The organism is Anaerolinea thermophila UNI-1 (genome assembly GCF_000199675.1).
Classification (GTDB): Bacteria; Chloroflexota; Anaerolineae; order Anaerolineales; family Anaerolineaceae; genus Anaerolinea; species Anaerolinea thermophila.
In genome coordinates, this window is sequence record NC_014960.1 from 2,492,706 (window position 1) to 2,505,992 (window position 13,287).

The 13,287-nt window shown below is 53.0% G+C and carries 11 protein-coding genes; 2 read left to right on the forward strand and 9 right to left on the reverse strand.

Features of this window, described 5'->3' with window-relative positions; translation table 11 throughout:
- The first annotated feature begins 21 nt into the window (after positions 1 to 21).
- Positions 22 to 2,154: a protein kinase domain-containing protein gene (locus tag ANT_RS16520; protein WP_013560652.1), complete on the forward strand. Its 2,133-nt coding sequence runs from the start codon at positions 22 to 24 to the stop codon at positions 2,152 to 2,154.
- Here the strand turns inward: ANT_RS16520 and ANT_RS11280 are convergent.
- From ANT_RS11280 to ANT_RS11320, 9 genes are read right to left on the reverse strand one after another with little or no spacing between them, the layout of a single operon-like run.
- Positions 2,144 to 3,115 (reverse strand): D-cysteine desulfhydrase family protein, encoded by a 972-nt coding sequence (locus tag ANT_RS11280; protein ID WP_013560653.1) that lies wholly within the window; start codon positions 3,113 to 3,115, stop codon positions 2,144 to 2,146. The two genes, ANT_RS16520 and ANT_RS11280, sit on opposite strands and share 11 nt — an antisense overlap.
- The gene (locus tag ANT_RS11285; RefSeq protein WP_013560654.1) at positions 3,112 to 4,212 is read right to left on the reverse strand and encodes a lipid II:glycine glycyltransferase FemX; all 1,101 of its coding nucleotides are present in this window, start codon (positions 4,210 to 4,212) and stop codon (positions 3,112 to 3,114) included. Before ANT_RS11285 ends, ANT_RS11280 begins: the two co-directional genes overlap by 4 nt.
- Positions 4,209 to 5,198 (reverse strand): lipid II:glycine glycyltransferase FemX, encoded by a 990-nt coding sequence (locus ANT_RS11290; RefSeq protein ID WP_013560655.1) that lies wholly within the window; start codon positions 5,196 to 5,198, stop codon positions 4,209 to 4,211. Before ANT_RS11290 ends, ANT_RS11285 begins: the two co-directional genes overlap by 4 nt.
- Complete coding sequence (locus tag ANT_RS11295; RefSeq protein WP_013560656.1) at positions 5,198 to 7,105, reverse strand: polysaccharide biosynthesis protein; 1,908 nt, start codon at positions 7,103 to 7,105, stop codon at positions 5,198 to 5,200. The genes ANT_RS11290 and ANT_RS11295 overlap by 1 nt, the downstream gene beginning before the upstream one ends.
- Before the next feature lies 1 nt (position 7,106).
- Positions 7,107 to 8,516 (reverse strand): sugar transferase, encoded by a 1,410-nt coding sequence (locus tag ANT_RS11300; RefSeq protein WP_041455003.1) that lies wholly within the window; start codon positions 8,514 to 8,516, stop codon positions 7,107 to 7,109.
- Positions 8,513 to 9,493 (reverse strand): glycosyltransferase family 2 protein, encoded by a 981-nt coding sequence (locus ANT_RS11305; protein ID WP_013560658.1) that lies wholly within the window; start codon positions 9,491 to 9,493, stop codon positions 8,513 to 8,515. Before ANT_RS11305 ends, ANT_RS11300 begins: the two co-directional genes overlap by 4 nt.
- Positions 9,490 to 10,926: a sensor histidine kinase gene (locus tag ANT_RS16525; protein WP_013560659.1), complete on the reverse strand. Its 1,437-nt coding sequence runs from the start codon at positions 10,924 to 10,926 to the stop codon at positions 9,490 to 9,492. Before ANT_RS16525 ends, ANT_RS11305 begins: the two co-directional genes overlap by 4 nt.
- A gap of 4 nt (positions 10,927 to 10,930) precedes the next feature.
- Complete coding sequence (locus ANT_RS11315) at positions 10,931 to 11,611, reverse strand: response regulator transcription factor (RefSeq protein ID WP_013560660.1); 681 nt, start codon at positions 11,609 to 11,611, stop codon at positions 10,931 to 10,933.
- A gap of 3 nt (positions 11,612 to 11,614) precedes the next feature.
- Positions 11,615 to 12,043, reverse strand: coding sequence for a RidA family protein (locus ANT_RS11320; protein ID WP_013560661.1), 429 nt, complete (start codon positions 12,041 to 12,043; stop codon positions 11,615 to 11,617).
- Between the two features lie 193 nt (positions 12,044 to 12,236).
- Between ANT_RS11320 and ANT_RS11325 the strand changes: the two genes are divergently transcribed.
- Positions 12,237 to 13,265 carry an IS66 family transposase gene (locus tag ANT_RS11325; protein WP_013558534.1) on the forward strand — a complete coding sequence of 343 codons (1,029 nt, stop codon included), beginning with the start codon at positions 12,237 to 12,239 and terminating at the stop codon, positions 13,263 to 13,265.
- Positions 13,266 to 13,287 lie beyond the last annotated feature (22 nt).

Here is a 13,287-nt window from a genome sequence, read left to right on the forward strand (position 1 = left end):
TTCGTCAGGTAAAATCAAGCCATGCCTTTAGCCGCGGGAACACTTCTCAATCACCGCTATCGAATTGTGTCCATCCTCGGACAGGGGGGGATGGGGGCTGTGTATCGAGCGGTGGATGAGCACCTGGGGGTTCATGTTGCAGTAAAGGAAAACCTGTTCCTTACCGATGAATACAGCCGTCAGTTTGAACGTGAAGCCCGTATCCTTGCCGGCTTAAGACATCCTGGACTGCCTCATGTGACCGACTACTTTGTCCTCCCCGGGCAGGGGCAGTATCTGGTCATGGATTACATTGAGGGAGAAGACCTGCGCCAGCGCATGGAACGTGCTGGGGTTCTACCGGAAAACGAGGTCATTCTGATTGGGATCTCTGTTTGCGAAGCGTTGAATTACCTGCACACCCGCCCCCAGCCCATCATCCATCGAGATTTGAAACCCGGAAATATCAAGGTCACTCCGGAAGGGCAAGCCGTACTGGTAGATTTCGGGCTGGCAAAGATCATGGAAGGGAATCAGGTGACCATGACCGGCGCACGTGCCATGACACCAGGTTATTCCCCCCCAGAGCAGTACGGCACCTCTCACACCGATGAGCGCAGTGATGTGTATTCTCTTGGGGCAACCCTCTACGCCGCACTTACCGGCTCCATTCCTGAAGATGGGCTGAACCGTCTAACAGGAAAGGAACAGTTAACCGACATCCGCAAATTGCGCCCCAAAATCAACCGCCGTTTGGCAGAAGTCATTGAAAAAGCCCTGGAAGTAGATCCCGATGATCGTTTTCAGAGTGTCGAGGAGTTCCGTCAAGCCCTGATTGAATGCAGTGAGGTGGGCGCATTCTTCAAAGAGCGTCCTACCATTTCCCCGCCTCCCCCGGAATTACTGGCAGAGGAACTGGCTCAAAATGGTAATGTACAACCCTCAACCAACGGCAAACAGAAATCCAAGCGCAATTTCAGGAAACGCCGTCGATTCCAACCCGGTGTACTGATTCCCGTTTTTGCCTTGCTGGTGGGACTTTCATACCTGTTGTTCACCCTTCGTCCTGACCTTTCCCAAAGCCTTTTTGCCGGTTTTTACCCCTCTACCCCCTTTGTTGCCACTGAATCTGCCTCTGCAACACCTTCCTTAGAGGTTAATCAGGAAGACACTCCCATCCCTCCTGTGGAACAAACCCCGTCTGTCGAAGGGAATCAATCAACCGCCCCTACTGCCACAGAAAACGCCCGTCCGGTCATTCCGCCAACCTCCACAGAAACCCCTACACCGGTTTTCACCCCTACTGCCACTCCCCTGGGAGGTGGCGCCTCAGAAATTGCTTTTGTTTCTGAACGTACCGGACAAATGCAAATCTGGATGATGAGTGCGGATGGGAAAAACCTGAGGCAACTGACCAACATGCGCAACGGTGCTTGCCAACCTGCGTGGTCGCCCGATGGCAGTAAACTGGCGTTTATTTCACCATGTCCGGGTAAACGGGAAATCTACGAAGGAAGTGCCATTTACCTGCTGGCGATGGATGGTTCAGAACCCATTCCGCTTCCCTCCAGCCCGGAGGGGGATTTTGACCCAGCATGGTCGCCGGATGGCAAGAAACTGGCGTTTACCTCGCTCCGCACCGGGCGTCCCAGCATTTTCGTTATGGATTTGCAGACCCTGGTGGCTCGGGAAATCTCCGAGTCGCGTTATTCTGACCTCCAACCGTCCTGGTCACCCATCAGCCGGCAAATCGCCTTTGTCCGGCGTATCTCGAATAGCCAAATCTGGATTATGAGCGAGGATGGGGAAAATCAGGTACGCTTTAGCCCACCGGGAGATGTCACCAATTTCTTCCCCACCTGGTCCTGGGATGGTCAGGCAATTCTTTACAACCAAATTGTGGGTGGCTCCAAAGTTCCACGACTCGTCGGGATGCGTTATGAAGACCGCCAGAGTCCGCGGGAATTCCGCATCCCCGCCAGTGGCACAGTGGACATTGGTCCTGTAGGCAGTTTTACCCTCTCGCCAGATGGCTTCTGGGTGGCTTATGAAGGCTGGCCAGACGGCACCAACCATGATATTTATCTGATGACCATGAACGGTGCGACAAACATTCGCTTGACGACGGATCCTTCGTTTGACTATTCCCCTGTCTGGCGCCCGGTCATTCGCTGAGCAATTGATTTTGATATTTATCGGCAAAAAGTGCCGGGGTTCCTCCGGTATGCCAGAACAAAATGGTTTCACCGCGGTGAAAGAAGCCTTTGCGTGCCAGATCAATCAATCCAGCCGCCGCCCTTCCCGTGTAGACCGGATCGAGCAACACCCCTTCCAGTTGTGCAAACAGGGTAATGGCTTCTCGTTCCGCCTCACCCATCACCCCATAACCACCCCCCAAATAATCGGCATTGACAAACACATCCTCTGGATGAATAGTCATGGCTTTTCCCAAACGATCGGAGGCTTCACGTGCCAGAAACGCAACCACCTCCTTCAACTCTCGCTCGGGTTCATCGATGCTGATGCCCAAAATGCGTCCATGAAAGTGGCGTCGATGCGCACCCAAGACCAGACCCGCCTGCGTACCTCCAGACGAAGAAGCCACAACAATCCAATCAACGCGCTCAGACTGGATTTGCTGCAGCATTTCATCAAATGCCAGTGCATATGCCGCAGCCCCTAAAGGGTTGGATGCGCCTAACGGGATGAGGTATGGGCGCTCTCCCCGTGCCCAGGACTCGCCAAACACCTCGTTCAAAGTTTCATTGCGGGCGTCCTTGCTCGTCCAGAAAATTTCTGCACCAAACAGGCGGTCTAAAAACAGGTTACCTGAAGCCCGCGACGGGATCTCTCCATAAAGGACCAGTTTACACTTCAATCCCATCCGCGCGGCAAGCGCCGCTACCTGGCGACAATGATTGGATTGTACAGCCCCCACCGTAATTAACGTATGTGCCCCTACACTTTGGGCTTCTGCCAGCACCAGTTCCAATTTGCGGGTTTTGTTGCCTCCAAAGGCAACACCGGTCAGGTCATCTCGTTTAATCAGAATACGCAACCCACCCAGATAAGCACCCAATCGAGGCAGGAACTCGATGGGGGTAGGCAAAGCAGCCAGTTTCAATCGGGGAATCATACAGAAACCTCCCGGCGTAATTTTCGCCGTGCACGCCAGCGCATCACATCCAGCAAACGCGGAATGACCCGGGTAAACAGGCGATATCCCAGCGGAGCGACCGGATAATCCCAGGCTCCCAGAGTGCGCACCACCTGCGCTCCCAGTCCTTCCTTGAATCGAAAGACCCCCCACATGGAGTCAGACTCATCAAACACTTCAGGCGCCCCCCACAAATCGTACTCCCTGGCACCCAGTTGGCGTGCCAGACGCATGGCTTCCCATTGAAGCAGGTAATTGGGCATTTTTTCGCGATGGACATCCCGCGACATGCCATACAGGTACCAGGCTCGTCCAGCAAAGACAAACAAAACCAACCCGGCTACCGCTTCCCCTTCTACCTCCGCAATCAGCGGGTAAGCCATGCCTTTTTGCATGAACGTTGACCATACCTGCCGGTAGTAAGATTCCGGACGAATAATAAAACCATCCCGTACAGAAGTTTCAGCATACATGCGATACAGCAGTCCTAAATCGTGTTCGGAAGCCTGCCGTATCTTTACTCCTTTGCGCTCGGCAAGTCGAAGATTGTAACGGGTTTTGGGCTTCATCCTGGTTAGCCAGCCTTCTTCATCCCCTGAGAGATCCAAGATCGCAGTGTTGCGGAACTGGATTTGTTCCACGGCATACTGCCATCCCCGAAGGTTTAATTGGGATTGTACCCACTGCCCATCGGGATTTTCCCGCGCCTCTTCTCTGCCAGGAACTCCCCATCCTAAAACCACCTCAGGGTCAATCTTGATAAACAGCGCCTTTTGGGTTTTTGCCAACCCCTCCAGATCGGCAATAACCCGAACCGCCAATGCTTTATCCGACCAGTTCAACAAGGGACCGCGAGGCACGTACAAAAGGCTTACCGGTAAAGCAATTCCGCGCAGTTGGAACCTTCTGCGAAGTATCATTGCCGCGGCAAGAAGTTCTCCCTGAGGCGATTTCCAAACCCGAGGGATGGGTTCCCAGCCATACGCTGACTTAATCTGCGCCCATTCCTGCGTTTGCAAAATCGATGCGCCCGGCAGATGCGCAATAGTCTCATTCCAGTTTTCGATGGAATTCATGCTCGACGCTCCCGCCCTTCCAACCAGCGATACAGAGGAAACAGAGGTTTCCAGAGTGGATATTCGCGGGTTGCGGCGGAGCGCCGCAACACCCCCCCAAAGCCACGCTTGAAGCGATAGACACCCCACAGCCCATCGTGGCGGGACTCAAACTGGGCTTCCAGCACCTCTTCCGATTCATCCGGCACACCCCACAAATCGTACCAGCGACATCCACGGGATGCAGCCCAGCGCATGGCTTCCCATTGCAAAAGATAGGTGGGCATGCGGTTACGCTCTTCGTCGGTGGAAGCACCATAAAAATACCACGCCCGCTCCCCGCGGGCAAAAACCATTAAACCCGCCAGGGGTTTTCCATCATACAACGCTACCAGCAATTCTGCCATTCCCAGAGGATGAAATAAGTCGTAAGCACGCTGATAATACTCGCGGGAATGCACCCCAAAGCCATCCCGCGCACCGGTCAGCGTCATCATGCGGTGAAACCCCTCAATGTCTTGAGAGGGTTGGACAATGACCCCTTTGCGCTCTGCCAGGCGGATATTGTAGCGAGTCTTTTGCTTCATGCGCGCCAGCCAGTCTTCTTCGCTACCTTCCAGGCTGACCACCAATGTTCTACGCGGTTGCACCGGTATGCCCTCCGGAATAAAGCCCGGCATTTGCAGGGTGAGATGATCTTCCTCTTCTTCCCAGGCATCGGGTTCAACTTTGAGAACAACCGCTCCATGCTTTCGGCAGTAAGGAAGGATTTCCCGCCACAAGGGAAGCCAATCCTTGCCTACAGGTCCACGGGGAACATACGCAATGCTCAATCCAGCCGGTAAGCGACGGAACAGCACCTGGGCGCCAGCGTCTCCGGAAATGAAATACACTGGCTGCCACCCAAATGCCAACTTCAGCGCCCCCCATGCACCGGTTTGCAAAATGTGCGCCTGAGGATGAGCCTGTAGAAATTTCTCCCACTCTGAAACGTTGACAATAGCCATCAGTAAATTGAGGTGAACTCCGTTGGCGGGGTGCTGCGAATAGCCGCACCGGGGATAGTTTCGTCCAGGAGATTAATCAGGGTATGCGTATCCCCTTCCTGAGCAAGTCTTAAGACCTGTTCCACCAGGCTGCGTAATTCCTCCCCGCTCAATTCAGGGGTCTCGCTGTTGACCCGGAAAATTTCGGGATGTTCTGTCCTTTCAATGGGAACCCCTTCATCCCACAAGTCTTCGCTCAATTTCTCGCCCGGGCGGATACCGGTAAAGACAATTTCGATATCCTTTCCCGGTTCCAATCCTGAGAGGCGAATTAAGTCCTCTGCCAGATCGAGAATTCGAATCTGTTCTCCCATATTGAGGACAAACGTCTCGCCACCTTCTCCCATTGCCGAGGCTTGCAGGACCAGATGCACCGCTTCCGGAATGGTCATGAAATACCGTCGCATCTCTGGATGGGTGACCGTGACCGGACCTCCACGGGCGATTTGGCGCTTGAACAGAGGCACCACACTCCCACGACTTCCCAGTACGTTGCCAAAACGCACGACGGAATACGACCTCCCGGAACGACGCGCCGCATCCAGCACAATCATCTCAGCCAAGCGCTTGGTGGCACCCATGATATTGGCAGGGCGAATCGCCTTATCTGTAGAAACCATCACCAAGCGCTCCACGCCGCTTTCCAGGGCAGCGCTGACTACATTCATGGTACCCAGCACATTATTGGTCACGGCTTCTTCCACATTTAATTCCATCAAAGGCACATGCTTATGCGCAGCGGCGTGAAAGACAATCTCGGGACGATGACGCAGGAAAACATTCCGAATACGCCCATAATCGCGCACATCGGCAATCACAGGGCGAAAGAGCAGGGACGGAAAATTCTCCCGCAGTTCCATGAGGGCTTCAAAGATGCTGTTTTCGCCATGACCAAGCAGAATTAACTCGCTGGGTCCCCAACGGGCAACCTGCCGACACAGTTCCCGACCAATGGAACCACCAGCGCCGGTAATCAGTACCACTTTCCCCGAAAGGGTTGCGCCGACAAGGGATTCGTCTATCTGCACAGGGTTACGCCGCAAGAGGTCGGTAATGTCTACTTCGCGGAGACGGCTGACACTTACCGTTCCTCCCAGCAATTCATAAATTCCGGGCATGGTGCGGAAAGGCACCCCTTTGGCGCGGCAGGCATCCGCTACCAGACGCACCACCCGCCCTGCCGCCGAAGGAATAGCAATGATAACCTGTTGAGCCCGGGTTTGATCGATGACCTTTTCCAGATCGCTCAAAGTGCCAACAACCGGCACACCATAAATTTGCTGTCGTTGTTTGGCTGGATTGTCATCCAGGAAGCCTATCGGGATCAAATTCAGTTGAGGATTTTTCTGCAATTCCCGCACCACCAGCGCGCCGGCATCCCCAGCGCCAACAATTAACACCTTCTGAGGTTGACGAAGTCCCGCGCCTTCCTGAATTGCCTGGTTAATGCGACTTTCTGCTAATAAACGCAGGGTAAAACGCAATCCACCTGCTGCAAACACGGAAAGGAAGAAATCAATAATCAGCACCGAACGGGGGAAGCCCACAAAAAGGCGGAAGGAAGTCAGAGCAATCATGGTAGCCGCAAGCAACGCCGAAGCGGTTACTGAGGCAGCCACCACCATCAGGGCTTCGCGGATGCTGGCATAAATCCACATGCGGCGGTATAAACCAAAGAAGTAATACACCAGAGGTTTGATGATTAACGCCGCTCCCGCCATCCAGTAAGCCGAGGGAAGGTAAAAGAAAAAGAAATTTCCCAGTTCAAAGCGAAGCGCGTAACTTCCCAAAACAGAAAGCACGATCAATAGTAGATCGCCTATCAAGAGGTAACGGTTTCTTACACTGGGTACAGGTTTGGAGCGCATCTTACTGTCCCTTGAATCCAACCACCGTGCCTACTGTGCGAAGAAGAATGAGTAAGTCGAGCAGAAGGTTACGATGCATGATGTAATACAAATCATACTCCAGTTTTATAGCCGTATCTTCTACCGTAGCGGCATAGCCAAAATTGACCTGCGCCCAGCCAGTAATGCCGGGCTTGACCAGCAAACGCGCCCGATAAAAAGGCACTTTCTTCTGAAGAGACTGTACCAATTCCAGTCGCTCTGCGCGGGGACCCACCAGGCTCATCTCACCCCGCAGGACATTGATGAATTGCGGAAGTTCATCCAGGTGGCTCTTGCGTAAAATTTTGCCCACGCGGGTGATGCGTTCATCGTTCTCCACCGTTACCCGGGCTTTTCCATCTTTCTCGGCATCCTGACGCATGGTACGGAATTTGTAAATGGTATATTCCTTCCCGTTTTTTCCTACGCGAGTCTGGGTAAATACCACCGGAGAGCCGCTATCCAGCCAGATTGCCAGGGCAATGAAGGGGTAAAGAACAAGGGTGATGAGCGTGCCCACCAGGCCACCCAAAATGTCCAGAATACGCTTGCTCATCTCATAGAAAGAATCGGTATGGGCATAGTCCACAAAACTGCGCAAAATCCACTCGGTTGGCAGGAGAAAGATGGGAACACGCCCCAACAAACGTTCATAGGCTGAGATCATGGTGGTAATTTGCACACCTCGTTCCTGCGCGTCCACCAGAACACGGAATGTCTCGGGACGTAAATCTCCGGAAATGGCAAAGATAAGATCCGTAATCTGGTATTTCTCGATCAATTCCAGAAGCCGAGAAGAATCTCCAATGACAGGCAAGCCAGCAATCTCTGTACCTACCTTCTCCGGATCGTCATCAATAAAGCCAATGATCTGAAAAGGTTGAGGACGAATGCTGTTCACCACATTCGCTAAAGTAGTACCGGCCACCCCGGCGCCCACAATAAGAACCCGGCGCAAAAATTCAGGAGCCGTGAAAACACGGATGTATAAGAAACGCCATCCGAGGGTTAGAAGAGTCACCGCGGCAATATACACCGCCACACCCACGCGGGGCATATCCCCCGGAGTGGAAAAGAAAAAGACAAAAAGGTAAAGCATCAACCCCACACCGGCGGCGATCAAAATCCCTTTGACCGTTTCATCCTTCCGTCCGGCGCGGCGAATGTCGTACATCTCAATATTTAAGAGCAGCCAACCTAACGGAAGCAGGAAAAACCATCGCGGGATACGCTGCATGAGAAGTTGGGAGAAGTCCAGCCAGTCCCGCTGTCCCCAGGCAACCAGCGCAATTACCAGAGCCAGCAGGGCTACAATGAAATCTCCAATCACAAGAATAGTTCGTCGTTCCTCAGGACGAAGCCGCCAGCGCGAGTATTCTCTTTCCATCATTTCCTCATCATGCTCCAGAGAAATCCACTCCCCCAGGATACATGCATGACCATAATCGCCAGGGGGATGCCAATTCCAAGCCACACATCTTTTTTACGCCATGCAACCGGCAGAGCGCCCAACCAGAGCGCAAGCAAGTATACCCCGATTTCCGCCACCAAAAAAAGCCATAGCGGACGAAAGAAAACACCGGAAATCAAAAGGACCAGAAGACTAAGCACAAATAATGGGGGTAATGCCTGACGCCAGCGCAGGGTTTCCGGATAGCGGCGCAACATGCGCCACTTCCAGTATCCGTAACGAAAATACTGTTTTGCCAGCGCAGATAATGTATTACGGGCAAAATAAATGGAGCGAATCGCAGGGTCAAGATAAATTTTGCCTCCCTGTTTCCGAATACGGGCATTCAACTCGTAATCTTCATTGGTGAGAAGCGTTTCGTCATAAAATCCAACGCGTGCAAGTGTTTCCCGGCGAAAGGCACCAAAGGGAACCGTATCCACCAAAGCCGGTTGGGACGTAAAACGATATAACGCATCCCCAACTCCCAAGGGATGGCCTGCTGCCGCGGCAATGGCACGGGCAATCCAGCCTTCTCCACTGGGCTGGATTTGCCAAACGCCCCCCACATTTTCCCCTTTGCCTGCCTGCAGGGCTTCTACACAGCGTTCAAGGTAATCTGGCGCGGGGATACAATGAGCATCCAGACGGACAATGATCTCTCCGGTAGACACTTCAAGGGCACGGTTCAACCCTGAAGGAATGTGCCGTTTGGGATTATCCACCACTCGCACGGTCAGTTCAGCGTGTTCTTGAAGATAGTTCTGGATAACCTGACGGGTGGCATCGGTGGACATGCCATCGGCAATGATGACTTCAAAAGCCTTTGTTCCAACTGTTTGCTGGCGCAAAGCCTCCAAAAGATGGGCAATGGTTCGTTCCTCGTTGTAGCAGGGCACAATGACAGAAATTTTCACTCCCGCTTCCCTCCCTGATGTTCTCGGTGCACCTCGCTCCCCTGCAGAGGTAAAACCAGAGTAAAACAACTCCCCTTCCCTACTTCACTGTACAAACGCACCTCTCCCCCATGCGCGCGAAGAATTTCCCGCACGATAGGAAGCCCCAAGCCAGAACTCTGTTCGCCATCCTGACTGCGGGAAGGATTGCCGCGATAAAAGCGCTCGAAAATCCGCGTTTGCTCTTCGGGGGAAATCCCCTTGCCGGTGTCCTGAACTTCCAGAAGCAAATGACCTTCCTCTACTTTCCCGCGCAACACAATCGTTCCACCTGCAGGTGTATATTTCAAGGCATTATCCATCAAGTTAGCAAGAGCCTGCATCAAACGCTCGCCATCAGCGAACAACACAGGCAAGGAAGCATCTTCCAGGCGTAATATCACCCCTGCTTTCTGTGCCAGCGGGGAAAACCGGCGCACTGTTTCCCTTAACAAATCCTGGGGATCTACCTTTTCAAATACCAGATCGGCAGTGCCAGCGTCAAAACGCGCCAGGGTCAATAAGTCCAGCACCAAACGGTACATTCTTGAGGCTTCGTTGTAAATCACAGTGGCTGCATTCCTGAGGGTTTCGGGGCTTTGGGCGGTACCATCCAGAATGGCTTGGGCAAACCCCTGAATTGCGGTAAGCGGGGTCTTCAAATCATGGGATACGTTGGCAATGAAATCCCGCTGAGCCCGCTGACCCGCCTGGACTTTGCGCATCATTTCATTTAAGGAATGCGCCAGTTCGCGCACTTCCTGAGGTCCTTCTTCAGATACCCCAACGGCTTTCCCTTCTGCCAGTTGAGCGGCTTCTTTCTGCATCTTTTGCAATGGTCGGGCAATCCAGGCACCCATGGCTAATGCCAGAACCACCGAAAGGCCCAACCCGCAAAGCCCTGCCAGCACTACCGGCATCACCATTTCGTTGCGTATCAGGGTATTGAGCGGAAGGTCCCGGGTTGGCATGGCAACAACCAGAATCATTCCTTCTGGTAAGCGCTGGGAAAGGTACAGCCAGCGTTTTCCATTCTGATCACGATATAACCCTGAAGGGACCTCGTTCTCATTCAGGATGATCCTTCGCAAAGCCAGAAGGGCAATGCCACCTTCCTGGCCTTTTCCCGAATCATAAAACAATTTTCCAGATGGTGAAATAAGAAAATATCGCAAGCCTGTACGCCGGCTTGCCATTTGAAGTTCTTCTTCAACAGCCTTCATTCCCTGCGGAATTGCCTTCTCCAACTGCGGCGTGGCAGTATTGATTGCTTCTCTTAAGCGAGGTAAACCTGAGCGATACACCAGTGGGTTGCGCAAAAACGCCACCAGCAAGGTCACCGCCACCACACCAATGGATACACCAATGAGCAGAGCATAACTCAACCATAAACGGGAACGCAGGGATGAAAACATGTCCTCAACCCACCAGTTTATAGCCAACACCGGTAACCGTTTCAATCGTCACCCCGGAATCGGCTAATTTGCGACGCAACTGGGCAATATGCACATCCACGGTGCGGGTTTGCCCGTAAAAATCAAAACCCCAGGCTTTTTCGAGCAATTGTTCGCGGCTTAAAACTCTGCCTGCATTGCGGGCAAGGACACAAAGCACCTCAAATTCCTGCGCTCTCAAAGGAATGAGGTAATCTCCATTGCGGACTTCATACCTTGCTGGATCAACGACGATATTACCTATACGAATAACATTCTGGTCTTCGTGAGTCTGATGGCGGGTACGCCGCAAAATGGCTTTGACCCGTGCAACCAGTTCCCGTGGATTGAAAGGCTTGGTCATGTAATCATCCGCGCCCAGTTCCAAGCCCAAAATTTTATCGTAATCTTCGTCCCGCGCGGTCAGCATCAAAATGGGCAAAGGGTCGTTCTGGGCGCGGAGTTGTTTACAAACTTCAAAACCATCCAATTCTGGCAACATGACATCCAGAATCATCAGGTCGGGAGGGGATTTTTTGAGCATCTCCAGAGCAGTCACGCCATCTCCCGCCGATTGCACCCGGAATCCTTCGCGCTCCAGGTACATCCGACACAGCGAGACGATGCTGGGCTCATCATCCACCAGAAGGATTAACTCGCTCGTCATGAGTTAGTCGCAGCAGTCCTGATGACAACAACAGCACTCGGGTGCCAGGGCAATGGCTTCGATCTCTATCGCGGCATTTTTGGGAAGTGCCGCCACCTGAAATGCAGAGCGGGCAGGCGGATTGACGGTGAAATACTCGGCATAAATCGAATTCAAGCGGGCAAAATCATTGATGTCCTTCAGGAAAACCGTCACTTTCACCACCTGGTCCAGCGTGGAGCCAGCCGCTTCAACCAGATTCTTCAAATTGTTCAACGCCTGACGGCATTCGGCTTCAAATCCACCTTCCACCAGTTGATTGGTCGCCGGATCCAGTCCTAACTGACCGGAAATAAAAATCAACCCTCCCCCTTTCACTGCCGGAGAATACGGAGCCAGGGCTTTGGGGGCTTTTTCTGAAGTGTAAATGCGTTTCTCGTCACTGCAACACATAGCATACTCCCTTGAAAGAAAATCTTTCTTTGATTCTAATCTATTTTGGAATATGGAAGGAAAAGCAAAGCGCCCTGGTTTGTGGCTCGAATATTGGATTCGCAGATTGACGCTGTAACAAACTTGGTGGAGAAAGGGAAAAAAAGGAAGGGATCCTGTAAGATATTGATATCACAACTCCAGGAGCCCTTCCATGAAGATTATACTCCAACTGCCACAGGTAAAACGAAAAAAGCCTGCTCGTCCGAAGCGCTGTCCATATTGTCAGGGGGAGACATTCCAGCGATGGGGAGTGGAGAAAAGGCGCATCGAGGATGTCAAAGTTCGTCATGTCGAGGTGGTGAGGTATCGATGCACACGGTGCAGGCGCACCTTTCGGGACTATCCGGAGGGGGTAGGCAATGGACGGCACAGTGAACGGTTGAAGAAATTGAGTGTGATCCTGTGGTCACTGGGATTGAGTTATCGCAGGGTAGCCGGGGTGTTGAGGATCTTTGGGCTGAGGCTCAGTCATATGAGCGGGTGGCGGCATGTACAGGCAGAGGGGGAAAAGTTGATGGGGGAATTGAAATGGAAAAGCGTGCGGGTGGTGGGGGTAGATGGAGCCTGGGTGGGAGGCAAAGGAGTGATGGTGGCGGTGGATCTGGGAGATGGTAGTCTGCTGGAGGTTGCCGAGGTAGACGAGAAAGACAGCCGGGCTCTGTTCACCTGGCTGAAACGGTTGAAAGAGATGCATGACATCGGCGCCATCGTGAGCGATGATCTGGCGATCTACAAGCAACTGACCGATGAACTGGAGATAGGGCATCAGGTCTGTCAGTTTCATGTGCGGCGCTGGGTAAAGCATGCTTTGAAGGGGTTACAGGCTGAGTTGGATCCAGCCTGGCAGGGGGTGCTTGAAAAGGTCGAGGAAATCCTGCGCGACCTGCCATTGCATGGAGACCGCCTCTTACACCGCCTGTGGAAATCCCTGCCGGGCAGGAGTACACCACCGGAAGGAAAACGCACGCCCCTGGAAAAACTCCGCGACCTGATCCTGCGCTTATCGCGTGATTGGCAACGCTATGTGGCTTTCTATGCTGATGTGGGTATTCCCTGGACCAATAATCGCACGGAACAGATGATTGGCAGGCTCAAGAGCCGCGCCCAGCAAGCCAGGCGATATAAAACCACCGCCGGGTTGCTCCGCGGAAGCACAGTTGCCTGTCAGTTCTGGGCATGAGCCCTCCCGTAATTCCCTCCTC